Origin of the sequence: Novosphingobium meiothermophilum (assembly GCF_003171715.1) — a bacterium.
In the GTDB taxonomy this organism is placed as follows: Bacteria; Pseudomonadota; Alphaproteobacteria; order Sphingomonadales; family Sphingomonadaceae; genus Novosphingobium; species Novosphingobium meiothermophilum.
The window spans coordinates 53,972-79,240 of record NZ_QGHL01000012.1 but is presented as its reverse complement, the minus strand read 5'-3'; the positions used below and the strand labels follow the sequence as shown (position 1 = coordinate 79,240).

Sequence of the window (25,269 nt, the reverse complement as noted above, 5' to 3'; positions counted from 1 at the left end):
AAGGCCCTCGTCGCGGGCGTCGTGCTGCTTGGCAGCACGGCGCCCGTCGCCGTTCGGGCCGGGGAAAGCCGCTCGCCGGTCCTGCTCATCTCTATCGACGGACTGCGCCCCGGCGACGTGCTGGAAGCCGACAAGCGCGGCCTCAATATCCCCAACCTGCGCCGTTTCCTGAAGGAAGGCGCCTATGCCACCGGAGTTTCGGGCAATCTGCCCACCGTGACTTATCCCAGCCACACCACACTGATCACCGGAGTGGCACCGGCGCGCCATGGCATTGTTTCGAACACCACCTTCGATCCGAAGCAGATCAACTATGGCGGCTGGTTCTGGTTTGCCGACGACATCACCGCCCCCACCTTGTGGGACGCGGCGCGCAAGGCCGGGCTTACCACCGGCAACATCCACTGGCCGGTCAGTGTGGGCGTATCGTCACTGACATACAACATGCCCCAGATCTGGCGTTCGGGCCATGCCGATGATCGCAAGATGCTCAAAGCGCTGGCCACCGATGGCCTTTACACGGCGCTAGAGCACGACTGCGGCCCCTATGCCGATGGGATCGACGAAGGGGTTTCAGCCGACGAGACCCGCACGAAGTTTGCCGTGCGGCTGATCGAAACGAAAAAGCCCGGCTTCCTCACCGTCTATCTGGCCGCGCTCGATCATGAAGAGCATGTCCATGGTCCCGGCTCTGCGGAGGCCAACGCCATTCTTGAACGGCTGGATGCGGCCGTGGGCAAGCTCGTGTCAGCCGAACTTGCCGCGCATCCCGATGCCACGATTGCAGTGGTCAGCGATCACGGCTTTGTTCCGACCGACACCGAGGTGAACCTTTTCCGACCCTTCATCGATGCCGGGCTGATCCGGCTGGGCGATGATGGCAAAGTGGCATCGTGGGATGCCATGCCTTGGCCTTCGGGTGGTTCCATCGCGGTGGTGCTGGCGCGGCCGGATGATGCCGCGCTTTCAGGCATGGTCGGCGCGCTGCTTGAAAAGCTCGCCGCCGATCCGGCTGCCCGGATCGCGAAAATTGCCGATCGTGCGGAAATCGCGCGCATGGGCGGCAATCCGCAGGCCAGCTTCTTCGTGGATCTGAAGCCCGGCGCGCTGGCCGGGGGTTTTGCCGCCAATGCACCGCTGGCACGTCCCTCGCGCACCAAGGGGATGCACGGGTATTTCCCCACCCTGCCGGAAATGCGCTCGACCTTCCTGGTCATGGGCAAGGGCGTGGCAAAGTCGCGCAACCTTGGCGAGATCGACATGCGCGCGATCGCGCCGACTCTTGCGCGCCGCATGGGGGCAAGCCTGCCAAACGCGGAAGTTGCCCCGCTGAAGCTGGCCGATTGATCCTGATGGCCCGCATCTTCACGGCAAATCAATGACATGGAGATGCGGGCCATCGTTGCAGGTTGTGGCGGATTTTTGACGAAAGACGAATGGATTGGCCGAATCGCTGACCGGCAGCGCAAGGGAAAGATCGTGCCCACACGCACTGACCGGCAGACCATGAAACGCGGCCTATTTCGCACCTTTGACAGCTTTCTGGGCGAATGCGCCCGTGTCCACGAAGATGCGGGGGATGCCTTCCCTTACCTGCGCCCCGATCTCTACCGCCTGCTCGGCTTTCAGCCCGCCTACGAGGATCTGCCGCTGGTTCCCCCGCCAGCGCACGAATACCGTCGCGCCTGAGAGATAGCGCCAAGGCTGACTGTGCTTGCCACCTCGCAGTGGTTGTGACACTGCTCCGCGCGCCCGATCATTCCAGTCTTTCCCCAACCGGACGCGCCGCTCTTTCATGCTTATCATCAACGGCATCACTGTGCGCCTTGGCGGACGCGACATCATTTCCGGTGCCTCGGTCGCCATTCCCCCTCGCGCGCGGGTGGGGCTTGTCGGCCGCAATGGCGCGGGCAAATCGACCCTCGTCAAGGCGATCATCGGCGAGATCGAGCCTGATGAAGGCGCGATCGAGATGCCCCGCCGCACGCGTCTGGGCTATCTTGCACAGGAAGCGCCAGCAGGTGCTGCAACGCCTTTCGATACGGTGCTTGCCGCCGATGGCGAACGCATGCGCCTGCTTGAAGAGTCAGAGACCTGCACCGATCCCGATCGGCTGGGCGACGTGCACGAACGCCTGCTGGCGATCGATGCCTATACCGCCCCTGCCCGCGCGGCGCGGATCCTCATCGGCCTTGGTTTCGACGAGGAAATGCAGGCGCGTCCGCTGGACAGCTTCTCCGGTGGCTGGCGCATTCGTGTGGCGCTGGCGGCCCTGCTCTTTTCCGCGCCCGACGTCCTGCTGCTCGACGAACCTTCGAACCACCTCGACCTTGAGGCGACGCTCTGGCTCGAAAACTTCCTGAAAAGCTATCCCGGCACACTGCTTCTCATCAGCCACGAGCGCGATCTGCTCAACAACGTGGCCGACCATATCGTGCACCTTCATGCCGGGAAGCTCGCGCTCTATCCGGGCGGCTACGACAGCTTCGAGCGCCAGCGCAACGAACGTCTGGCCCAGCAGGCCGCCGCCCGCGCCGCGCAGGAAGCGCAGGCCGAGCGCCTTCGCGACTATATCGCCCGCAACAGTGCCCGCGCTTCCACCGCCAAGCAGGCCCAGTCACGCGCCAAGATGCTGGCAAAAATGCAGCCTATCGCGGCCGTTGTGGAAGACCCTTCGCTGAGGTTCGACTTCCCCGACCCGGACGAGCTGCGCCCGCCGCTCATCACGCTCGATCTCGCCAGTGTCGGTTACGAACCGGGCAAGCCGGTGCTGCGCCGGTTGAACCTGCGCATCGACCCTGACGACCGCATCGCCCTTCTGGGCCGCAATGGCAACGGCAAGACCACGCTTGCCCGCCTGCTCGCCGCGCAGCTTGCCCCGATGGAAGGGGACATGACCGCATCGGCGAAAATGCAGGTTGGATACTTCACGCAGTATCAGGTCGAAGAGATTGCGGGCGGCGCCACGCCGCTTGAACTCATGACCCGCGCGATGGACGGGAAAAGCCCCGCCGCCGTGCGGGCGCAACTGGGCCGCTTCGGCTTTTCCGGCAACCGGGCGACCAGCGCGGTAGGGACGCTTTCCGGCGGAGAGCGCGCGCGCCTTGCCCTCGCCCTCGTGACCCGCGACGCGCCGCACCTGCTCGTGCTCGACGAGCCGACCAACCACCTTGATATCGATGCGCGCGAGGCGCTGGTGCAGGCACTCAACGCCTACAAGGGCGCAGTCATCCTTATCAGCCATGACCGGCACATGGCTGAACTGGTCGCCGACCGCCTCGTTCTGGTGGATGGAGGAACCGCACGCCCGTTCGACGGGAGCATCGAGGACTACATCGACTTCATCCTTGGCCGCAACCAGCCCAAAGCGGATGCCGGAACCGAACCGCAAGCCAAGGGGGCAGCGCAGGATCGCAAGGCAAGGGCCGCCGCCCGCGAGGAACTGCGCGCGCTGAAGAAGACACAGGCCGAAGCCGAAGCGCGGATGAACCGGTTGCAGGCCGAGATCGCCCAGATCGACCGCGCCATGTTCGAACCATCAAGCGCCGCACCCGCGCTGGCCAAGCTGACCATGGGCGACTTGGCGCAAAGGCGCGCAAAACTCGCCCAGCAGCTCGAAGAGGCCGAGATGGCATGGCTTGAGGCCGGAGAGGCTCTGGAAGCGGCTCAATGACAGCGCGATGGTGGCCAGATGACCGGGAAGCCTTCGGCACCTTGTCCGAAGGCCATCCGCCCTTCGCCCGCCGCTCAGCCAGCAGCAGCGCCTGAGAACTCCAGTTCGGGAAAGCCCTTGGCGGCCGATTCATCAAGCGCATCGTAATAGAAGTTGGCCCCGCCGAAATAGATGAGCACCCGTGGCGGCTTGTCCTCGCGGTTGGCGCCCATCATCCATGAATTGACCTTGTGGCCTTCGGCCATCAGCGTCTGTCCGTGGATGTCGGCCGTCTGCGCGGTCCATGCCTCTTCCGCCTCGCGGCGCGGACGGCACAGGGCAAGACCTTCGGCCTCCATCTTCCTGATGCACTTCGAAATCCAGATGGCATTCTGTTCGATCGAGGTGGGCAGATTGGCGAAGGGTGCCTGCGGCCCGGTGACGATGAACATGTTGGGAAAGCCCGCCACGCACACGCCCATGACGCATTCGGATTTCGCCTTCCACTTATCGCTGAGTGTCACACCGCCTTCACCCACGATCGGGAATGCTTCGAGCGCCCCGGTATAGGCCTTGAAGCCGGTTGCCAGCACGATGATGTCGAACTCGTAGTGCTCCTTGGTGGTGCGAACGCCGGTTTCCGTGATCTCGACTATGGGCTGGTCGTTCTTGATATCGACCAGATGCACGTGATCCTCGTTGTAGGCTTCAAGATAACCGTGATCGAGCGGAGGACGCTTGGCGAAAAGCGGATAGTCATCGAACGTGGGGATCAGCAGATCGGCGATGCGCTGGTCCTTGATGCGCTCGCGCATCTTCGCGCCGATGAAATCGGCCGCCATGCGGTTGGCTTCGGGGCTGGCCAGAAGATCGTCGAAGGTCTCGAACACCCAGCGGAAGCTGCCGGTCCAGTTCTCCTCGAAAATGCGCTGGCGCTCTTCAGGCGGAGTATCGACCGCATTGCGCCCAACCGGACTGTCGAACGCCATGCCGAATACGTGATTGCGGCACTTGGCGATCACGGCATCGTAGTTGGCCTTGATCTCGCGCTCCCACTCCGGCGTCATGTCCTTCTGCATGGCCGGCAGGATGTAATTCGGGGTGCGCTGGAACACGGTCACACTCTTGGCCGTCTTGGCCAGAACGGGGACCATCTGCACGGTCGTGGCCCCTGCTCCGATGATGCCAATGCGCTTGCCAGCATAGTCCAGATCCCTGGGCCAGCGCGAGGAATGGAACAGCGGCCCCTTGAAGCTGCTCATGCCGGGAATGCGGGGTATCTGCGGCTCGGAGATCATGCCCATGCCGCTGATGAAATATTTGCAGGTATAGTGTTCACCGGTCGAAGTGGTGACCTGCCATATCCCGCTGTCTTCCAGATAGCGTGCCTCGGTGATCTCGGTGTTCAGCTGGATGTGCGGCATCATGTCGCACTTCTCGGCAACGAACTTGAGGTAATCCTGCGTCTCCTGCTGGCCGGGGTAGCGCTTGGTCCATTTCCATTCCTGCAGGATCTCGTTGGAGAAGGTCAGGCAGTAGTAATAGCTTTCGCTGTCGGTCGCGGCTCCGGGATAGCAGTTCCATGCCCACGTTCCGCCCACTTCAGAGGCACGATCGAAGATGCGGACGGAAAGCCCGGCCTCGCGCAGGTAATGGATCAGGGCAAGGCCGGCAAAACCGGCCCCGATGCCAATGGCGTCGAAATCGACCTTGGTTCTGGATGCTTGCGCCTCGGTGGCGCTGGTCAGAGTGGTGTTCATGGCTCATCCTCTCTTTGGCTACCTCCGCCCGTGAGCGGGGTGCCTTGCATTCTTGCGGTTGTCCGCCAGTGCGGTGTCGCGGTCAGTAAAGTGTGTCCATGCATTCGCGCGAATAGGGCTTGAGCTGGTCGGTCGCGCCGCTGCGCACCTTTGTCAGCCAGTTGGGATCGGCCAGCAACACGCGGCCCAGCGCGACAAGATCGAAATCACCGCGGTCGAAGCGCCGCGCCAGTTCATCCAGCGACTTGAGCGTGGGCACGGACTGGCCCTCGACGAAGTCCTGCATGAGATCGCGGTCCAGCCCGACCGACCCGACGGTAATCGTCGGCTTGCCGATGATCCGCTTGGTCCAGCCGGCGAGGTTGCGGTCATCCTCGTCCGGGAAGGCCGCTTCCCAGAACCGCCTTTCCGAACAGTGGAAAATGTCGACCCCGGCATCAGCAAGCGGGGCAAGCCACTGCTCAAGTTCGGCAGGGGTTGTCGCGATCTTCGCTTCGTACATGTAGGTCTTCCACTGCGAAACGCGGAAGATGATGGTGAAATCAGGGCCGGCAGCTGCACGGATGGCGGCCACGGTTTCCGCTGCAAAGCGCACGCGCGAGGCAATATCACTGCCGCCATAGGAATCTTCGCGCTTGTTGGTCACGTCCCAGAAGAACTGGTCGAAGAGGTAGCCGTGGGCTCCGTGCAGTTCGATGGCATCAAACCCCAGCCGCTGCGCATCGAGCGCGCCGCGCACAAACGAGGCAATGACTTCGTCCACATCCTGCGCCGTCATGACGCGGCCGCCCTCGATACCCGGCCCGACAAGGCCGGAGGGGCTTTCCAGCGGCGGATGCGGCGAATCCGGGAAATTGAAATCAGTGCAGCCGCCCACGTGCCAGAGCTGCGGAATGATGGCACCGCCAGCCCCCTGCACGTCGATGCGCGCCCGGTCCCAGGCGGCCAGCGCTTCTTCTCCATAAAAGCTGGGGACCGTATCTGCCGCAACCGATCCAGGCCGGTCGATGGCGACAGCCTCGGTAATGACCCCCCCTACCCCGCCTTCAATGCGGCGGCGGTAGTAGTCGACCGATTCCTGCGTGAGCACTCCGCCCGGCGCGAAATAGCGAGACATCGGCGCCATGAGGAAGCGGTTGGCCAGCTTCAGCGTCTTGCATTCGAACGGCGTGAAGAAAGGATCAAGAAGGCTCATGGTTGATCTGGTTCCAAGTGGGGAGCGCTCAAAGGCTCGCAAGGAAGCCGCGCAGGGCTGCAAGATAGGCCGGGGCATCCTCGATGAAGGGTGCGTGGCCGCAGCCTTCCATCGTGGCGCATTGCCCCTTTGGCGCAAGGCCCGCCGCAATCCGGCCGATTTCCGGATCAAGAATGGCATCGTTGCTGCCGATGATCGAGAGAAGCGGAACATCAAGCGCGGCAAGCGTTTGGCGCTGATCGACAGCGGCAAGGCTGCGCAGGGAATCGAGCGCATCCGGCCCGCTGTCGACAAAGGCGTTCCACATCCAGTCGATGGTGGCCGCGCTCACTTGCCTTGCGCAAACGCCCTCGGCCAGCCCCCTGAAGAAGCCGGCGCGGTCGGCGGCCATGGCCTGCGCCGTAGCATCGAGCGCGCCCGGTTCCCCGCCATGGGGAAAGTCATCAGAGCGGACAAAGCGCGGCGAAGCACCGCAGGTCAGGACCACACCGGCCGCCTGATCGCCCAGCATACGCGCAGCCTCAACCGCGACTGCACCACCGAGCGACCACCCGTTAAGAACACAGGCTCCCACACCGCATCCGCGGACAATGCCGGCCACATCGCTGGCGATGGCGCCCACCGACAGATCATCGAAATCCCGGTCGGACTGTCCGCATCCGCGATGATCGACCACGATGACTGCATGTCCATCGGCCTTGAGCGCCTCGACCGTGCCTGCCCAGATCCGACCCGACATCGCCCAGCCGTGGATCAGGACAACCGGGAGTTTTTCTCCGCGATGATGCTCGAAATATACACTGCGGCCATCTCCGACATCGAAACGCGCCATTTTTCCGCTCTCCCAGCGTATTGCCTTAGTGTTTGCTCCGCATGCCCGCCCGCCCCGCTATTGCGGTGCCGAAAGAGTAATCCCGACAAGCGGGCTGAAGTGCTGCATCACCACGCGCCGTCGTGCGATCTTCCAGGTGCCGTCACGGCGGGTAAAGCTGTCGAAATAGCTTGCTGCCACGGTCTGCGCCTGCCCGTCGGTGGTATTGCCGATGCAATAGACATCGCTTACGCCCTCGATGGCCTCGGCCGATGCCGAGGTCAGCCGCAGGTTGGTGGTGTAGTGCGTCGACATGGCCCAGGCAGGCCAAAGGATGTCGAGCACCGCGTGGCGCACCCCGGCATGGCCCTCGAAATTGCCGAAAGGGGGGCCGATCTCCCAGACGGCGTCTTCCCACCAGATCGCCATGAAGCGATCAATGTCGCGCTTGTCGAAACCGTGGCAATAGTCGCTGGTCAGATCGATCAGCGCCATGCGGGTTTCGAGGGCATCGATGCGCTGTTCAAGCGAGGCTGTCACTGTGCGTTCTCCCCGGCAAGGATCGAAGCGAACTTGGCTTGGGCCTCAATCCGGCGATCAGGCACGAAATAGCTGGGCCACTTGCCCGTGGCAGGCGCGACGTTGCGAAGGATATCCTTGGCCACCGAGACCTTGTGAACCTCGGTCGGACCATCGACAATGCCCATTTCGGGCACATACTGCCACATGTCCATGAGCGGCATCTCGTTCGACATACCCAGCGATCCATGAATGTGCAGCGCGCGATAGACCACGTCCTTCAGCACGCCCGGCATGGCCGCCTTGATGGCCGAAATCTCGCGGCGCACGCGGTGGGTGTAACCCTTGTCCTGATCCATCAGCCACGCTGCATAGAGCACGTGCAGGCGGAACTGGGTGATCTGGGTGTAGCTGTCGGCGATGCGTTCCTGCACCATCTGCTTGTCGGCCAGCCGCTCGCCCTTGGTTATGCGCGAGACGGCACGCTCGCACATCATCTCCATGGCCTTGTTGAGCATCCCGACCGTGCGCATTGCGTGGTGGATTCGCCCGCCGCCAAGGCGCGACTGGGCCACCTTGAATCCTTCACCCACCGCGCCGAGCGTGTTCCTGCGCGGCACCCGGCACTGGTTGAAACGCAGATAGCCATGAACCCCGCTGCCGATCTCGTCCCTGGGACCGACGGCGGTGTTGCGAATGATCTCAAGCCCCGGCGCATCACGCGGGACGATGATCGTGGTTGATCCGGCATGAACCGCAACATCAGGATCGGTGATGCACATGACGATGAGGAACTCGGCCATGTCGGCATGGCTGGCGAACCACTTTTCGCCCTCGATCACCCAGTCATCACCATCAGCGCGCGCGGTGCAGGAAAACTCGCCCGGATCGGCGCCAGCCTGCGGCTCGGTCATGGAGAAGCAGGATACGATCTCGCCGTCGAGCAAAGGCTTGAGATAGCGGTCCTTCTGTTCATCCGTGCCGAAACGGGCAAGGATTTCGGCATTGCCGGTATCGGGCGCCTGCGTCCCGAAAACGGTGGGAGCAAAGCGGCTGCGACCGAGAATCTCGTTCATCAGGCCAAGATGCAACTGCCCATATCCCTGCCCACCCAGTTCAGGCCCCAGATGACAGGCCCACAGACCCTTGGATTTCACGATCTGCTTGAGAGGCGCCATGGCCTTCTGCGCAGGCGAGCGAGGATCGAAGGGATCGCCCGGCTTGCGGAAGACGAGATCCATCGGCTCGATCTCGGCAGCCACGAATTCGCGCATCCACGCCAGCTTTTCCTCGAACTCAGGCTCGGTAGCAAAGTTCCAGCTCATTCAAGAATGCTCCTGCGCGTTCAGCACCCGGCGTACCATCCGCCATCGATCCACAGCTCTGCCCCGGTCACGTAGCGCGCCTCGTCCGAGGCGAGGAACAGCGAGCCATGGGCAATGTCCATGGGATCGCCAACCATGCCCATCGGGATGGAAGCCTTGATCGCGGCATCCTGTTCCGGGGTAATGTCGCCAAGGATCGGCGTGCGGATCTGACCGGGAAAAATCGTGTTCACCCGGATGCCGCGCTTGGCAAACTCCAGTGCGGCCCCTTTGCCCATCACACGCACCGCCGCCTTCGATGCGTGATAACTGATCGCATCCGGGCTGCCGATCAGGCCATAAAGCGAGGAGATGTTGACTACGGCCGCATTCCCCGACGCCAGCAGCGCCGAAGCAGCAGCCTTCATCCCCAGAAACACCCCGGTCTGGTTCACCGCAATCATGCGCTGCCAGCCCTCGATCGTCTCGCTCTCGACTCCGCCGGGGTGAAATATCCCGGCATTGTTGACAAGCGTCGTCAGCTTGCCATGCGCCTGCACCGCAGCAGACACTGCATCGTGCCAACTGTTCACGTCGGTGACGTCAAGCCGGACGAACCGGGCATCGCCACCCTCGTCCACGATGCGCGCCGCGACAGCCCGGCCAAGTTCCTCCTGGAGATCGCCGATAACTACCGACGCGCCTTCGCGGGCAAAGAGAATGGCCTGCGCTTCGCCAAGACCGCTGGCCCCGCCGGATATGAGCGCAACCTTGCCCTCAAGCCTTTTTCCCATCTCATCCTGCTCCCTGCCATTCTCGCTGGCTCGACTCGTTTGGACCACATTTACTAGTTTGAGACAAGCAAAAAAGATAGGAAGGCCGGCGCCCTCTGCCTGTCTGGAGCGCATTATATGTCTTATTTACCGCCACTTGACACCAAAAAGACATGGCGCCAGCGCAAATTCACCCGCTGCGCTTGACGTATTTACTTGCTCGTCGCTAGCAAGTTTGATACCTCTCCCATCGATCGGCCGATCTTGCCCGCGGTAACGCAAACGACTCAGCGAAGCAGCCAGGGGCACGGCGCAGTGATCGCCACAATGTCACGTCGAAAGAACGTGAGAGACGGGAGAGACCAGAATGAACACGACGGCAAAATCCGTGCGGGCAGTCCTTGCCACAGCCATTTCCCTCATGGCGCTCAGCGAAGCGCAGGTTCATGCTCAGGAAGCCCAGGCTGAAAACGAAACCCAGGCCAGCACCGGCCTTGAAGCCATCGTCGTCACTGCCCGTCGGCGTGCAGAAAACCTTCAGAACGTCTCCGCCTCGATCAGCGCGCTGGGCGCGACCGATCTGGCCAAGCGCTTCGATGCCGACGTGCGTGATTTCGCGCGCGCCTCGCCCAACGTCGTGATCGACGATACCCAGCAAGGCCCCGGCGGCGTGGCCGCCATCTACATCCGCGGCATCGGCGTTGCCGATGTTGAAAAGTCTGTCGACCCCGCTGTCGGTGTGGTGATCGACGACATCTACCTTGGCCAGAGTTCGGGCAGCCTTATCCGCGCCATCGACATCGACCGCGTCGAAGTGCTCCGCGGGCCGCAGGGCACGCTGTTCGGCCGCAATGCCACCGGCGGTGTCATCAACCTTGCCCGTTCGCGTCCCACCCAGGAACTTACCGGCAAGGTTCGCGCCACCTACAGCAGCTTCGAGACCTATGACCTGCAGGGCGTCGTCAGCTTCGGCATCACACAGGATGTCGCACTGAAGGTGTCTGGCGCCTACAACACGACCGATGGCTATATCTTCAACAGGACACAGAACCAGCCTGGCCAGAAATCCGACTTCCGCGCCATCAGCGCGCAGTTGCTCATCACACCTACGGAAAACCTTGAACTCACCGCAAGCTACGACCGGCAGGTGACGCGGCAGGATCCGCCGCAGCTTCATGCGATTACCCGGCCGACCGACCTGTTCTGCGCCGCTTTCAACTATTGCTCGCCCGCGCCGGGCGTCCCCATCTCAGGGGATCGCTATGTCACCGTGGGCAATGCCCCCGTCGACAAGAGCGCGCGCTTCGAACTCGACATGGCCATCGGCAAGGCCAAATACGATTTCGGCAACGATTTCGAACTGCAATACATCTTCGGCTACCTGAAGACGAACGAATCGATCAATCAGGACTTCGATTCCACGCCGGAGACTCTCTATCACACTGATCGTCCGGCCCGTTGGCGGCAGATCACCAATGAAGTGCGCCTCATCAAGGGCGGCGATGGTCCGCTGACCTTCGTGCTTGGCGGTTTCCACTGGGATTCGCGCTACACCATCAACCTGAAGAACTACATCGGCTTCGCAGGCGCGCCGCTGCTGACCAGCGCACAGGACGTGACCCAGACCACCAAGTCCTATGCGGCCTACTTCGAAGGCGACTACAAGATCACCGACAAGTTGAAGCTGACGCTTGGCGGGCGCTATACCCACGACCGCAAGACCTCCATCGTCAACGACGGCACCGTATTCATCTACGGCACGCTGGAAGAGGCCAATCCGATCCTCGCAATCCCGCCCTCGCTGGCAGGCGGTTCCATCGTGATGAATGCACCCGCCCGGCAGAGCTGGTCGGAGTTCACGCCCAAAGTAAGCGTCAGCTATAACTGGACCGATGATGTCATGACCTACGGCCTGTGGTCGCGCGGCTACCGTGCCGGGGGCTTCAATGGCCGCCCTGCCACGATCGGGGCTGCAACCATCCCCTACAACCCCGAAACGCTCGACAACTTCGAACTGGGCTTCAAGACCCAGTTCCTCGACAACCGGGTCCGCCTGAATGGCGCGCTCTATCTGATGAAATACAAGGACATGCAGCAGGATCTCGATGTCCCCGCTCCGGGCACGCCAACAGGGCGCGAGAACCGCACCATCAATGCATCTCAGGCCGAACTCAAGGGCTTCGAGATTGATCTGACCGCGCAGATCACGCGCGAGTTCACCATCGCGGGCAATGTCGGCTACCTTGAAGCACGCTACAAGAACTTCGTGGGCGACATCTACAGCACCGGCACCCCCGTGGACGCGACTTTCCTCAGGCTGCGCCGCGCGCCGCGCTGGACCTTCGACATTCGCGCCTCCTATGAACGCGAAATCGGGCCGGGCACGCTGATGCTCAATGCCGAACTTCACCATCTTGGCGCACACGAACTGACCTTCCTGAACAATCCGAACGTGCGCAACGGTGCACAGAACATGCTCGATGCCTCGATCAGCTACAAGATCGACAAGACGATGATCAGCGTGTTCGGGCGCAACATCCTTGACCAGAATGGTTGGACGATCGGCTACGACGTGCAGAACGTGTGGAGCTATGCCGCGCCGCGCCCTCCGCGCGCCTGGGGCGTTGCCATCACGCAGAACTTCTGACCCGGCAGGACAGGATGGCAAAGGAAACAGCACAAGCAGCCCCGTCCGGGCGTCGCTGGCTGATAACGGGTGCATCGCGTGGCATTGGCCACGCGATCGCCGCCCTCGCCTGCGAACGCGGCGACAAGGTGTGTCTGGTCGGACGGCATGCAGCAATTGCCGAGGTTGCTTCGGCCCTTGGCAAGAATGCCATCGGCATCGCGGCCGATGTCAGCCAGCCAGAATCGCTTGCCAACCTCGCCCGGCAGGTGGGTGAGCGCTGGGGCGGGATCGACGTGCTTGTGAACAATGCCGGGCTGCACCGGGGCGGAACGATCGAGCGCGTTTCGGACGAGGACTGGGAAGCCACCCTTTCCACCAACCTCAGCGGCCCGATGCGAGTTATCCGTTCGCTGGTTCCGCACATGGAACCGGGAGGCGCGATCGTGAACATCGGCGCGGTCGTCGGCTTCCGGGGCTTCCCCGGCGACAGTTGCTATGGCGCGTCGAAGGCCGGCCTTACCGGTCTCACGCAGGTGCTGGCAGCCGAGCTTGCCCGCAAGCGGTTGCGTGTCAACATGGTGGTGCCCGGCTTCGTGCAGACCGAGATGACCTCGGCCATTTCGGACCGCGCGCGCAAGGCAATCGTCAACCGCATTCCCCTGCAACGCATGGGCAAGCCAGAAGAAATTGCGGATGTGTGCTGGTGGGTGGCAGGCTCCACCTACATGACCGGCTCGGTGATTTTCACCGACGGAGGGTTGATGTGCAACCTGTGACTGCGGCGCGGACGCTGGAGGAATGGCTGGGTGAAGCCACCGGGCGGCACGAAATCCGCCTCGGCCCGGTTCTTGCCGGCGGCAATTCCAATGTTACCCGCCTGATCGAAACGCGCGAAGGGCGGCTGGTGCTGCGCCATCCGCCGGTCAACCTCGTATCCGACCGTGCCGCTGCCGGTATCGAACGCGAGTATCGCGCCATCTCGGCTCTGCATGGCAAGGCGCCCGTGCCTCGCCCGGTGGCGTGGTGTGCGGATACCTCCGTGATCGGCCAGCCCTTTGCCGTCACGGAATGGATCGAGGGCATTTCGTTGACCGATAGGCTGCCGCCCGAATGGCCGCAGGATGCCGCAACCGTCGACGCGCTCGGCGTTGCCATGATCGAAGGGCTTGCGGCGGTTCACGCAATGGACCCGGCCGGGCTTCTGCCCGATGATTTCGGACGGGCCGAAGGCTTCATCACCCGCCAGATCGACCGCTGGCTCAAGGTTCGGGAAGCGGATTACGTTCGCGAACTGCCGCTTATCGCGCAGATTGGCGCGTGGCTGCGCGAAAATCACCCCGGACACGGCCGAACCAGCCTGATCCATTGCGACTTTCATCTGGACAATTGCCTGATCGCCCCGACAGAACCGAAACTTCGTGTCATTCTTGACTGGGAAATGGCGACACTTGGCGATCCGCGCATCGATCTGGGGCTTTGCCTGTTCTTCTGGCAGCGCAATCCCGCCGACAATCCCGGCTTCGCCTTCGTGCAGGGCCTGTCCAATCGACCCGATGTAATGCCGCCTGCACGGCTTGCCGAAAGATGGTCGGCAGCCAGCGGGATGGACCATGCTGGGCTGGACTACTTCATCGTCTTCGCCGCGTGGCGGCTTGCCGCGATTGTGGAGGGCGCCTGGGTCCTGTGCCACCGGGGCAAGGAAGACACGCCTTATGCGCGCGGGCTTGAACACGATGTGCCCGCGCTCCTGCGCGAGGCGGCTGCCATCATCGAGAGGGGCAAGGTCGGATGATCCCGGTGCCCGGCACGATGATGGACCATGCCCTGTCGGTCAGGATGATCGTCGAACGCGGCGAGCGCCTTTTCGCCGATAGCGAAGTTGCTACCTATGGTGGGGAGACGCTCGTGCGCAGACCCTATCGCGAGGTGGCCCGGCGGGCGCGCTCGCTCGCGGCTGCGCTGGCAGCGCTGGGCACAGCGCCGGGCGAGGTTATCGGAACATATTGCTGGAACACCAGCGCCCACCTCGAAGCCTATCTGGCGGTTCCTGCCAGCGGCCGGGTGCTGCATACGTTGAATGTGAGGCTGCCGCACGAGCATCTGGATTATGTCATCCGCCATGCCGATGACCGGGTGCTGCTGGTGGATGCTTCGCTTCTTCCTGCGATCACCCCGGTGCTGCGCGGGCTGGACCGGGTGACGGACCTTGTTGTGATCGGCGATGGAGCCACAGAAGCGCCGGGCTTTGCCGGGCGGATCCACGCCTACGAGGAGCTGATCGCCCGCCATGATCCGGTGGAGGACTGGGCGGATACAGCAGAAAACGCAGCAGCAGTGCTGTGCTACACCTCAGGCACCACGGGAATGCCCAAGGGAGTTGCCTACAGCCATCGCTCCATCTTCCTGCACAGTCTGGCATCGATGGCGGCAGACGCCTTTGCCATATCGAACGCGGACCGCATCCTGATGGTGCCGCCCATGTTCCATGCCAATGCCTGGGGAATGCCGTTTTCAGGCTGGCTAGCGGGCAGCGACATGATCATGCCGGGTCCGCACCTCCAGCCGGACCATCTGGCACGGCTGATCGCATCGGAGCGGCCGACCCTGATGGCCGCCGTTCCGACGATCCTCAACGATCTGCTGCAACTGCACGCGCGCGAGCCGCTGGATCTCGGCTGCTTCCGCACGATCGTTTCGGGCGGATCGGCGGTGTCGGAAACTCTGATCCGCAAGGTGCGCGATGCCTGGGGTGTCGATCTCGTGCAGGGCTGGGGCATGACCGAGACCAGCCCCATGTGCGTGCTCTCGTTCCCGCCGCGCGGCGCATCAGAATCCGATGCCATTGCGTGGCGGGCCAAGTCGGGCCGCCCCGTTCCGGGCATGAGCGTGCGCATCGTTGACGATGCCGGAAACCGCCTCCCCGAAGATGGCGTGACCGTGGGCAACCTCCAGTTGCGCGGGCCATGGGTGGCGCAGGGCTATCACAGGCAAACGCCGGAGGAATCGCCGCTTACGCCCGATGGCTGGCTTCGCACGGGCGATGTCGGCCGGATTGACCGGCTTGGCTATGTCCAGATCACCGACCGGGCCAAGGATCTCATCAAGTCGGGCGGCGAATGGATTTCCTCGGTCGATCTGGAGAACGGGCTGACAGCACTGCCGGGCGTGATCGAGGCCGCCGTCGTGGCGGTTCCCGATCCGCGCTGGGAGGAGCGGCCGCTTGCGGTGGTGGTGCTGGAAAAGGACCGCGCGCCTGATCCGGCAGCTCTCCGTCAGGCTCTCCTCTCGCGGTTTGCGCGTTTCATGATACCTGAGTATTGGGCATTCGTTGATGCAATACCCAAGACCAGCGTCGGCAAATACGACAAGCTGGCGATAAGACGGAAAGTCGACGGGGAGGAACTGTCAGTTCTGGCGGAAATGCGTTTTGGCTCCGGAGACGAAGGTTGAGTGCGAATCTTTCCCAGGCGCGGGTGATTTCCAGCGAACGGCCAAGGCTGACTCAGGTTGAGCGGACGGCGCTTTCGGATGCCCGTATGTTCGAGGCGGCGATGCTGCTCATCGTCGAGCGCGGCACGCACAACACCACACTTAAGGAGGTGGGCGAAAAGGCCGGTTACAGCCGCGGACTTGCCAGTAACCGCTTCGGATCGAAGGAAACGCTGTTCAGCCATCTGGTGCGCGACTTCAACGAGAAATGGGCAGCCGAACTGCGACGGTTCGTGGGTGGCAGCGATGGTCTTGCCGCCATCGAGGGCGCGCTTGATGCGGTGGAGTTCTTCCTGCTCAACCGCACGTCGCAGATGCAGGCCATGTACATTCTCTGGTTTGAATCGATCAGCAGCTACCCGGTCGTCCGGCGGCGGCTGGCAGCGAACCATATCGCCTATCGGCGGGATACGGCGCGTTGGGTCGCACAAGGTATCGCCAAGGGCGAAGTGCGCGACAGCATCGACCCCGACAGCTTCGCGGTGGAGTTCAGCGCCTTCATCTTCGGACTGGTCTATCAATGGCTTGCCAGCCCTTCCGGGATCAACCTGCATACGGTGATGCAGCATTACCGCAACAACACGCTGGAGCGGCTGCGCCCCTGAGCCGGACCGGCAGAAGAAGCAAAGCAACTGGCCACGGTCGTGGCCGGGCAAGTTCTTCCTTGCCTAAAGCAATCTGAAATTCCGCAAAGAACGGAGCCTGCCCTATGTCCACTGCCCTCCCCCTCGCCGGCATCAGGATCATCGAGATGGCCGGTGTGGGACCGGGGCCATTCTGCGGCATGATGCTTGCCGATCACGGCGCCGAGGTCATTCGCATCGACCGTGCCGGAGGATTGCAGGCGGGCGTTCCTATCGATGGCGGCCGCGATGTCATGCTGCGTTCGCGGCGCAGCATCTCGCTCGATCTCAAGTCTCCTGCCGCCGTCGGGATCGTGAAGCGTCTCGCCTTGAGGTCCGACGGGCTGATCGAAGGCTTCAGGCCGGGGGTGATGGAACGGCTGGGCCTCGGCCCCGACGCCCTGATGCAGATCAATCCCTCGCTCGTTTATGGCCGGATGACCGGCTGGGGCCAAACCGGCCCCATGGCAGACATGCCGGGCCATGACATAAACTACATCGCCCTTGCCGGGGTGCTGGACGCCATCGGTCCGGCCGGAGGCAAACCGGTGCCGCCGCTCAATCTCGTCGGCGATTATGGCGGCGGCGGTCTCATGCTGGCATTTGGCATGGTGACTGCGCTGCTGGCCGTGCGCGCCGGTTCACCCGGCCGGGTGATCGATTGCGCGATGACCGAAGGCGCATCGCTGCTTATGGCAGGCACCTGGACACTCATCGCCAACGGCTGGACGAGCACCGGACGCGGCACTGGCCTGCTTGATGGCGGTGCTCCATTCTATGACACATACGAAACCGCCGATGGCGGCTACGTTGCCCTGGGCGCAATCGAGGGCAAGTTCTTCGAACGCCTGCGCACGCTCATGGAGTTGGATGACGATCCCGATTTCGCAGAGCAATATGATCAGGCGCGATGGCCTGCCATGCGCAGCACGCTATCGCACTTATTCCGCCAAAAGACGCTGGCATTCTGGCAGGGCCTGCTGGAACATGAAGACGTCTGCTTTGCCCCGGTGATGAGCGCAGGACAGGCACCAGCCCACCCCCATAACGCGGCGCGCGGAGCCTTCATCGAGGCCGAGGGCATCATCCAGCCCGCCCCGGCCCCGCGCCTTTCCGGCACGCCAGCCCAGCCGCCCAAGATGTGGCGCGAAAATTCAGACAAAGCGACCATCCTTGCCGAACTTGGCTTTTCCGAAAGCGAAGTGAAGGCCCTGGAACAGGCGGGAGCATTCGGACATGCCCCCCGCGGAGCCTGTTCCTGATCTAACCCGCCCGGCTGCCGCCCAGAAACACGCCGACGCATCGCCGCGCATGGTCCCAGATCGCCTCTGGCAGCGGCAGCGGCACTCCCACCAGCATGGTATGATGCAGCGGCGAAAGCGCCATGGCGACAAACAGCAGGGCCCGCTCGCTCTGTCCTTCATCTTCCAGCCCATGCCTGCGCAGAAACGCGGCCAGCGGTTCAATCAGGTAATCGAAGTAGGCGCGCCTCATCACGGCGCCAAGGTCGGGATCATCGCCCGGTTCACGCACAAACACGTTACCCAGACCATAGCTTGTCTCGCGCGACATTTCGGTGTGCAGTTCCACGACATAGCGTTCGAGCGCGGCTGACAAGCCTTCCTTGCCGTCAACCTCCGGTTCCAGACGCGGAAAGCGCTCTGCCCCGGCGATGATGCAGGCACGGAAGAGGGCCTCCTTGTCGCGGTGCCACGCATAGAGCGTGCGCTTGGTGACGCCAGCAGCGGCGGCTACCTCGTCCATCGTCGTCGCGCGGAAGCCACGGCGCACAAAAATCTCGCGTGCCACGTCCAGCAGATGCGCCATACGCAAGCGAGTGGTTTCCGCCGAAGGACGCCCACGCCTTGTGGCATCCGCAAGCCGTCCTTCTGTTGCTGTTGCCGTTGCCGTTCCTGTCACCGTCTTTCCCTGAACCTGCCCTGCCGGGCGATCAAGCCTTGCAAAATATACTTGCAAGTATATTAAATTATGCCGACTCGAAAGCAATAATAAGCGGGAGAATGGCCTTGGGCGGGCAGGATGCGAACGGCGCGGCCGATGCGCAGACGATGCAACTGGCGCGTGTCCACGGACCGGGCGATGTCCGTATCGACAGGGTGCCCGTGCCTGCTTGTGGCCGGGGCGAAGCGCTCATTCGCGTTGGCGCTTGCGGCATATGCGGCAGTGACCTTGGCTATATTGCGCAGGGTAGCCTTGGCGGCGTGGAACCGCTGCACGAGCCCTTGCCCATCGGACACGAGTTCGCCGGAACAGTCGTCCGCGTGGGCGAAGGCGTTGAGGGGGTGCATGCCGGGATGCGCGTCGCGGTCAACCCGGATCGCGGCTATATCGGCGGAGGCGGCCCTGATGGCGCTATGGCGCAATACATCCGGGTGAGCGGCGCCGAATTGGGCGAAACGCTGTTCCCGCTGCCCGATAGCCTGCCATTTGCCGAAGCCTCGCTGGCCGAACCGCTCTCGGTTGCATTGCATGGCTTGAAGGTGGCGCGGGTCCGCCCCGGAGAGCGGGTAGCCATTATCGGTGCGGGGCCGATCGGGCTGTGCGCGGTTGTGATGGCGCGTCATCTGGGCGCCGCGCAGATTGCCATTTTTGACCGGGTTGCCGAACGGCTTGACCGCGCCCGCGCGCTGGGTGCCGAACTTGCAGTCAACGTCCTTGCCGAACCGATGACCGAGGCTCTTGCCCGCTTTCACGGCCAAGGCGAACGCTTCGGATCGCGGCACGTGCAAACCGATATCTTTGTCGATTGCGCAGGCTCTGCCGCTGCGCTCGCCGATGCGGTGGCAGTGGCGAAATACCGCGCGCGCATTGCGGTGATCGCGCTCCACCACGTGCCGCTTTCTCTCGACCTCTGGCGGCTCATGGCGAACGAGATCACCCTTGCCGGGTCCATCGCCGACAACCGCGCCGACGAGTTCGCGCAGGCAATCGCGATGCTCGCCGAGGGGCGTCGCGACCTGTCCCCGCTCATCAGTCACCGCATGGATTTTACAAGGTTCCACGAAGCGCTGAAGACCGCCGCCGATGCCCGCAGGGCCGCCAAGGTGGTGCTCACATTCGGTGAGGCCGCATGATGCCCCGACCGCCGATCATCACCATCGACGACATGGCCGAGCCGGTCATTACACCAGAACTTGCCGCAGCACGCCAAGGCCCCGCCGACTTTCCCGACCACCTCGGCGCGGGCGAAGTGCTGCAACGGGCGATGGACGAAACCGGGCTGTCCGATTTCGGCCCCGATACCGGCTTTCGCGAACGGCTGAAGGTCACGCTGGAATCGCTCTACGAAGACACCGGGCTGACGCGCGGCGGGCGCATCACCATCCTGCAGAATGCGGTCCGCGTCATGGCCAACCGGCTGCGGATCGAGGATGTGGTCAAGCGTCATCCCGAAATACTCGACATTCCGATCGAAAAGCCGATCTGCATCGCGGGCCTGCCGCGTTCGGGGACCACGCATCTCGTCAACTGGCTGGCGCGGGATGACCGGCTGAACGCGCTTACCTTGTGGGAATCGGAAGAGCCGGTCCCGGACGCAAGCACCGCCCCCGGAGAAGTCGACCTCCGTCTTGCGCGCTCCGCTGGCCGGTGGGAAGCCTTCGGGCGGATGCTGCCGCACATGGCCGCGATGCACGAAATGGCCGCGACCGACATCCATGAGGACAACGAACTGATGTTCATGGACCTCAACTGCTACAACTGGGAGTTCCAGGCGCGCCTGCCGCGCTGGATTGACCACTACCTGTCGCATGATCGCACTGGCTCATACGCCTACGAGAAGAAGGTGCTGCAAGTCATCTCGTGGTATCGCGGCGTGGCACCGGGAGAGCCGGGGCGGCGGCGCTGGCTGCTGAAATCCCCGCAGCACATGGAAAACCTTGTCGCCATCAGGGCGGTGTTTCCCGATGCCACCATGGTGATCTGCCACCGCGATCCGGTGGACGTGCTGCGATCGCTGACGACCATGCTGGGTTATTCGGACCGCATCCGGCGCGACCGCGTGGACCCGGCGGGCCTTGCACGGCACTGGGCCGACCGGATCGAACGGCTGCTGCGCGAATGCGCCGCCCAGCGCGCCGCATGGCCTGCCGACCAGTCAATCGATGTCCTGTTCCACGAATACATGGCCGATCAGGAAGGCATGGCGCGGCGCATCTATGCGCTCGCCCGGCTGGATCTGCCTCCTGATACCGAAAGACGGCTGCTGGGCTACCTGTCGGAAAATCCACGCCATGCCCACGGCAAGGTGATTTACGATCTCGAAGGCGTATTCGCCACCGATGTTGCCGCCCTGCGCAAGCGGTTCGCCTTCTATTACGACCGCTTTCCCGTCAGGCAGGAGAACTGAGCATGGCCGATCGATCCCCGACGGAAGCCGCTCGCCAGCGTCTTGTCAGCGGGCAGGCGTGGGATGACTTCTGCGAAACGCTCAAGCTCGCCGGTCGTCACATCAATGCGGTGAAAGAGCCGCTCTCGGACCTCGACCGGGCGGAATGGTATCGCTTCATCACCCGCGTCGCGCGGTCGAGCATGGAGCGTCTGCTCGAAAATGCCGAGCCAACGCGGCCGCGCCTGCGCGACATGGTCTGGCGCCAGTCAATCAACGTGCAGACGGTCGATCAGGACCACCTGATGTGCCAGTTCGACGAGGCGCGCGACTACCGCATCACCGGGACGCGCGGCACGATCCCCTATTTCGTCATGGCGGTGCTGACCTGTCCGGCGCCCGATCATCCCGGTGCGCACGACTGGGCGCCCAAGGGGCTGGATGGACTGAAGCAGTTCGACCCGTCCAACCTGAAGACCACCGGCTTTCTGGCCAGCCAGCAGCTCAAAGTCGAGGCTGATGGCACTTTCGAGGTCATCCTCTCGCAGAATGATCCGGGTGAAGGGCACAACTGGCTGCAACTGACGCCGGAAACCAACTGCATCATGATCCGCCTTGTATGGAGTGACCGCGCGAGCGAAATGGCCCCGGCCATGAGCATCGAGCGGATCGACCGCGCCGCCCCCGAACCTGTCACTCCTGCGCTGATTGCCGACAACCTTGCCTGGACCGCGCAGGCCGTGCTCGGTTACGCCGAACTGGTGCGCAACTGGTGGCAGGGGAGCCAGGGCAACTTTGCCGCGCGGCTCAACCGGCTGGACTACAGCCGTGCGCAATATCTCTCGAACGGCGGGGTTCCCGACCGGCACGTTGCCTTTGGCGGTTGGGAGAAGCGGCCTGACGAAGCCATCGTGCTCGCCTTCACCCCGCCACAATGCGAATACTGGAACTTCCAGCTTTGCAACATCTGGCAGGAAAACCTCGATACGTTCGAGGATGGCAACGGCTGGATCAACAATACCCGTCATGTGGCCGAAAGCGATGGCACGGTGCGCGTCGTAATTGCCGAGCGCGATCCGGGCATCGGCGGCAACTGGATCAACAGCTACGGCCATGAACGCGGCATCTGGGGCCTGCGCTTCGTGCAGACCACGGCAACCGCCCCCGTCAAATTGTGGCGGTTGCCACTGGCCGCGCTGGAAGGCGAAGGATTGGGCGCGCTTCACCCGGCACAGGCCATCCAAACCGGCCAGTTCGTGGATTGAGCGGAAGCATGGAAAGCCTCGTCTTCTGTTCGGCACCCTTCGCACACGTTCCGCTGCTTGACCGGCTTGCCCCGGTGGCGGATGCGGGATTTTCTGCCCTGTCGCTAATGCCCGCCGATGTCTGGACGCTGGAGGAGCAAGGGATGCCCGCGTCCGAGATCCGCGCGCGTATCATCGATGCGGGGCTGGCCGTCGCCGAGATGGACTGCACAGCCTGCTGGACGCAGCGCCAGCGCACCACCAGCGGCAATGATGACCTTTCGCGGCTGTTGCGAACGCTGACGGCCGAAAGGGTTGTTGCCACCGCAGCCCGCATGGAAGCGCGGTCGGTTGCGGCGATCGACCTGTCATCCTCCCCGCCTGCGCTTGACGAGGCGGCACAGGGCTTTGCCGCATTGTGCGATATGGCCGCCGAACACGGTCTTCGGGCGCATATCGAGTTCCTGCCCAGCAGCGCCATCCGCTCGCTGACCGAAGCCTGGGCGATTGTCGATGCCGCAGGCCGGCCCAACGGCGGTGTGACCATCGACGCGCTGCACTTCTTCCGCAGCGGATCGACCCTCGACCAGTTGGCCGCCGTTCCCGCAGAGCGCATCCATACCGTGCAGCTCAGCGATGCCCCGCGCGAGCTTTCGGACGACCTGTGGACCGAACTGATGACCAAGCGGCTCCTGCCGGGGGAAGGCGCGCTGGACATCGGCGGGCTGATCCGGACGCTGGATTCAATCGGCAGCACCGCGCCCATGGGGATCGAGGTTTTCAACACGAGATACGCGGACCGGCCATTGGGCGAGGTCGCAAGAGACTTCGCCAGCACGGGCCGCGCCGTGATCGCACAGGCAAGAGGACAGGCATGATGACAAGCCGCAATGCAGCCTCAGTTGATGCATGCCCAATTGATGCAGGCCCGATTGGTGCAGCGGTCGTCGGCACGGGCTTCGGACTGTTCACACACACCCGTGCCCTTCGCGAGGCAGGCTTTGAAGTGCGCGCCATCGTTGGCCGCGATCTGGAAAAGACCCGCGCCCGCGCTGCGCCGCTGGGTATCCCGATCGCCAGCAACAATCTTGACCGGCTTCTGGCCGATGATCCGCAAATCCGCCTCGTTACCGTGGCAACCCCGCCCCATGCGCATCATGCCCCCGTCATGCAGGCGCTTGCCGCCGGTCGTCATGTCGTATGCGAGAAGCCCTTTGCGAAGGATCTGGCACAGGCGCGCGAGATGCTGGAAGCTGCGCGCAAGGCCGGCGTCATCCACGCTCTTGGTGCGGAGTTCCGCTTCGACAGCGCACAGGCTCTGCTGCGCCGCGTGGTTCTGTCAGGAGAGATCGGCGATCCCTTGATGTTCCATCGCATCTACCAGCAGCCGGGCGGCGACCAGAGCGAACCGCTCGCCGACTGGTGGAGCGATTCGGCGCAGGGCGGCGGCTTTCTTGGCGCGTTCGGCACGCACATGATCGATCAGGCACTGACCACGGTCGGCCCGATCGCGCGCGTAAGCGCGGTGCTGCGCAAGCTGTCGATCGGGCGCCCCGCCATGACCTCTGACGATTACTATACCATTCAGTTCGAGACGGCATCGGGCTGCATGGGCCTGATCGAGGCAGCGCTGTGCTTTCCCGGTCCGTTTGTCATGTCCACCAAGGTGGCGGGGACAAAGGGCGCCGCGTGGATCCAGTCGGGCGCAGCCTTTGGCGATCCCGAACAGGTCTGGGTGCAGGATGCGGCGGGCGCGCGGCAGGTCGAAATGCCTGCGGAACTCGTCAACCCCCATGTTGGCCCCTTCCCCATCAGCGAACTGGTGCAGACCGAGATGGACCGCTGGCACAGTCAGGGCTTCGACGTTGCACCCTATGCCAAGCTGTTCGCGCAAGTGAAGGCAAGGATCGAGGGGCGCGAGCCGCCCCTTCCCGATCCATATGGCGATTTCAGCGATGCCGCCGCAGGGCAGGCTGTGCTGGACGCGGCACGCCGCTCGTGGGCAGAACGGCGCTGGATCGAAGTGGAGCAGGGATGATGGGGCCGAAGCATGATTTTTCAGGGGCACACGTCCTTGTAACCGGCGGCACCAGCGGCATCGGCCATGCCTGCGCGGTGCTGTTCCGCGATTCCGGCGCCGAGGTGACGATAACCGGCACACGCGGCAGCACGGCAGATTATGACACCGATCTTGCGGGGATGCGCTATCTCCAGCTTGATGTGGAGGACAAGGCGCAGATCGACGCCGTTGCCGCCGCGCTTGCCCGGCTCGACGTGCTTGTGAACAATGCCGGGTTCGCCCTGCCATCGATCGGGCTGGATGAATGGGATCCGGACGTGTTCGACCGCGCGGTGGCCATGCTGCTCAGCGGCGCTTTCCGCATGGCCCGCCGCACGGTCGATCTGCTCGCGCAGAGCGTCATTCCCGGAGGCGGTTCGGTCATCGGCGTCGCCTCGATGAGCAGCTTCTTCGGCATTCCGGTGGTGCCGGGTTATGGCGCTGCCAAGACCGGGCTGGTGGGCCTGACGCGCACGATGGCCGCCCACTGGGGGCCGCGCGGTGTGCGTGCCAATGCCGTTGCGGCGGGCCTTACACGCAGCAGAATGACCGCCGGCACTTTCGCCCAGGAAGCATGGACCGCCCCCACGCTGGCCCGCACGCCGCTGGGGCGGCTGGGCAATCCGGACGACATCGCACAGGCGATCGCATTCCTTGCCAGCCCTGCGGCGGGCTGGATCACCGGCCAGACGCTGGCGGTGGACGGAGGCTATACGATATCGGGTTGAGCCGGGCCTTGCACAGGCTGGTCATCTTGATGAACAGCGTGTCCCGTCATGCGGGGCAAGCCTGACTGCATCTGCGTGCGCTTTGCGCCCACCTGCCAGTGATCGTGCAATCGCCCTTCGAACGGCATGCAATGA

The 25,269-nt window shown here is 63.4% G+C and carries 22 protein-coding genes; 15 read left to right on the top strand and 7 right to left on the bottom strand.

Going from position 1 to position 25,269, the window contains the following annotated elements; genetic code table 11:
- Window positions 1–21: 21 nt before the first annotated feature.
- The 3 genes from DKM43_RS12060 (at window position 22) to DKM43_RS12050 (ending at window position 3,673) form a co-directional block, all read left to right on the top strand.
- Window positions 22–1,347, top strand: a complete 1,326-nt coding sequence (locus DKM43_RS12060; RefSeq protein ID WP_236632561.1) for an alkaline phosphatase family protein — start codon at window positions 22–24, stop codon at window positions 1,345–1,347.
- Window positions 1,348–1,479: 132 nt separating this feature from the next.
- Window positions 1,480–1,689 (top strand): hypothetical protein, encoded by a 210-nt coding sequence (locus DKM43_RS12055; RefSeq protein WP_236632554.1) that lies wholly within the window; start codon window positions 1,480–1,482, stop codon window positions 1,687–1,689.
- A gap of 106 nt (window positions 1,690–1,795) precedes the next feature.
- Window positions 1,796–3,673 (top strand): ABC-F family ATP-binding cassette domain-containing protein, encoded by a 1,878-nt coding sequence (locus DKM43_RS12050; protein ID WP_109798760.1) that lies wholly within the window; start codon window positions 1,796–1,798, stop codon window positions 3,671–3,673.
- 74 nt (window positions 3,674–3,747) lie between these two features.
- Here the strand turns inward: DKM43_RS12050 and DKM43_RS12045 are convergent, their stop codons facing one another.
- From DKM43_RS12045 to DKM43_RS12020, 6 genes are all read right to left on the bottom strand, one after another.
- The gene (locus DKM43_RS12045; RefSeq protein ID WP_109798759.1) at window positions 3,748–5,412 is read right to left on the bottom strand and encodes a flavin-containing monooxygenase; all 1,665 of its coding nucleotides are present in this window, start codon (window positions 5,410–5,412) and stop codon (window positions 3,748–3,750) included.
- Between the two features lie 82 nt (window positions 5,413–5,494).
- Window positions 5,495–6,607 (bottom strand): NADH:flavin oxidoreductase, encoded by a 1,113-nt coding sequence (locus DKM43_RS12040; protein ID WP_109798758.1) that lies wholly within the window; start codon window positions 6,605–6,607, stop codon window positions 5,495–5,497.
- A gap of 28 nt (window positions 6,608–6,635) precedes the next feature.
- Window positions 6,636–7,439: an alpha/beta fold hydrolase gene (locus tag DKM43_RS12035; protein ID WP_109798757.1), complete on the bottom strand. Its 804-nt coding sequence runs from the start codon at window positions 7,437–7,439 to the stop codon at window positions 6,636–6,638.
- Between the two features lie 57 nt (window positions 7,440–7,496).
- Window positions 7,497–7,958: a nuclear transport factor 2 family protein gene (locus tag DKM43_RS12030; RefSeq protein ID WP_236632553.1), complete on the bottom strand. Its 462-nt coding sequence runs from the start codon at window positions 7,956–7,958 to the stop codon at window positions 7,497–7,499.
- Window positions 7,955–9,262 carry an acyl-CoA dehydrogenase family protein gene (locus DKM43_RS12025; protein ID WP_109798756.1) on the bottom strand — a complete coding sequence of 436 codons (1,308 nt, stop codon included), beginning with the start codon at window positions 9,260–9,262 and terminating at the stop codon, window positions 7,955–7,957. The genes DKM43_RS12030 and DKM43_RS12025 overlap by 4 nt, the downstream gene beginning before the upstream one ends.
- A 20-nt stretch (window positions 9,263–9,282) precedes the next feature.
- Complete coding sequence (locus tag DKM43_RS12020; RefSeq protein ID WP_109798755.1) at window positions 9,283–10,035, bottom strand: SDR family NAD(P)-dependent oxidoreductase; 753 nt, start codon at window positions 10,033–10,035, stop codon at window positions 9,283–9,285.
- A gap of 346 nt (window positions 10,036–10,381) precedes the next feature.
- On the opposite strand from DKM43_RS12020, the gene DKM43_RS12015 reads away from it, so the two are divergent.
- The 6 genes from DKM43_RS12015 (at window position 10,382) to DKM43_RS11990 (ending at window position 18,017) form a co-directional block, all read left to right on the top strand.
- Window positions 10,382–12,661 carry a TonB-dependent receptor gene (locus tag DKM43_RS12015; protein WP_109798754.1) on the top strand — a complete coding sequence of 760 codons (2,280 nt, stop codon included), beginning with the start codon at window positions 10,382–10,384 and terminating at the stop codon, window positions 12,659–12,661.
- 14 nt (window positions 12,662–12,675) lie between these two features.
- Entirely contained in the window at window positions 12,676–13,419 is a 744-nt protein-coding gene (locus DKM43_RS12010; protein ID WP_109798753.1) for an SDR family NAD(P)-dependent oxidoreductase, read from the top strand.
- Window positions 13,407–14,435, top strand: a complete 1,029-nt coding sequence (locus DKM43_RS12005) for a phosphotransferase family protein (RefSeq protein ID WP_161554081.1) — start codon at window positions 13,407–13,409, stop codon at window positions 14,433–14,435. Before DKM43_RS12010 ends, DKM43_RS12005 begins: the two co-directional genes overlap by 13 nt.
- Window positions 14,432–16,093: a long-chain-fatty-acid--CoA ligase gene (locus DKM43_RS12000; RefSeq protein WP_109798751.1), complete on the top strand. Its 1,662-nt coding sequence runs from the start codon at window positions 14,432–14,434 to the stop codon at window positions 16,091–16,093. The genes DKM43_RS12005 and DKM43_RS12000 overlap by 4 nt, the downstream gene beginning before the upstream one ends.
- A complete protein-coding gene (locus DKM43_RS11995) occupies window positions 16,090–16,737 on the top strand; it encodes a TetR/AcrR family transcriptional regulator (protein ID WP_109798750.1) in 648 nt (215 codons plus the stop codon). Before DKM43_RS12000 ends, DKM43_RS11995 begins: the two co-directional genes overlap by 4 nt.
- Window positions 16,738–16,841: 104 nt before the next feature.
- Window positions 16,842–18,017, top strand: coding sequence for a CaiB/BaiF CoA transferase family protein (locus DKM43_RS11990; protein WP_109798749.1), 1,176 nt, complete (start codon window positions 16,842–16,844; stop codon window positions 18,015–18,017).
- 1 nt (window position 18,018) lies between these two features.
- Here the strand turns inward: DKM43_RS11990 and DKM43_RS11985 are convergent, their stop codons facing one another.
- Window positions 18,019–18,582 (bottom strand): TetR/AcrR family transcriptional regulator, encoded by a 564-nt coding sequence (locus DKM43_RS11985; protein ID WP_109798748.1) that lies wholly within the window; start codon window positions 18,580–18,582, stop codon window positions 18,019–18,021.
- 200 nt (window positions 18,583–18,782) lie between these two features.
- Between DKM43_RS11985 and DKM43_RS11980 the strand changes: the two genes are divergently transcribed.
- The 6 genes from DKM43_RS11980 to DKM43_RS11955 are packed head-to-tail and all read left to right on the top strand — an operon-like array spanning window position 18,783 to window position 25,134.
- A complete protein-coding gene (locus tag DKM43_RS11980; protein WP_236632552.1) occupies window positions 18,783–19,850 on the top strand; it encodes a zinc-dependent alcohol dehydrogenase in 1,068 nt (355 codons plus the stop codon).
- A complete protein-coding gene (locus DKM43_RS11975; protein WP_109798747.1) occupies window positions 19,847–21,124 on the top strand; it encodes a sulfotransferase family protein in 1,278 nt (425 codons plus the stop codon). Before DKM43_RS11980 ends, DKM43_RS11975 begins: the two co-directional genes overlap by 4 nt.
- A 2-nt stretch (window positions 21,125–21,126) precedes the next feature.
- On the top strand, window positions 21,127–22,368 hold the full coding sequence (locus DKM43_RS11970) for a DUF1214 domain-containing protein (RefSeq protein ID WP_109798746.1): 1,242 nt from the start codon (window positions 21,127–21,129) through the stop codon (window positions 22,366–22,368).
- 8 nt (window positions 22,369–22,376) lie between these two features.
- Window positions 22,377–23,225 carry a sugar phosphate isomerase/epimerase family protein gene (locus tag DKM43_RS11965; protein WP_109798745.1) on the top strand — a complete coding sequence of 283 codons (849 nt, stop codon included), beginning with the start codon at window positions 22,377–22,379 and terminating at the stop codon, window positions 23,223–23,225.
- Complete coding sequence (locus tag DKM43_RS11960) at window positions 23,222–24,385, top strand: Gfo/Idh/MocA family protein (RefSeq protein ID WP_236632551.1); 1,164 nt, start codon at window positions 23,222–23,224, stop codon at window positions 24,383–24,385. The genes DKM43_RS11965 and DKM43_RS11960 overlap by 4 nt, the downstream gene beginning before the upstream one ends.
- Complete coding sequence (locus DKM43_RS11955) at window positions 24,382–25,134, top strand: SDR family NAD(P)-dependent oxidoreductase (RefSeq protein WP_236632550.1); 753 nt, start codon at window positions 24,382–24,384, stop codon at window positions 25,132–25,134. Before DKM43_RS11960 ends, DKM43_RS11955 begins: the two co-directional genes overlap by 4 nt.
- Window positions 25,135–25,269: the final 135 nt, after the last annotated feature.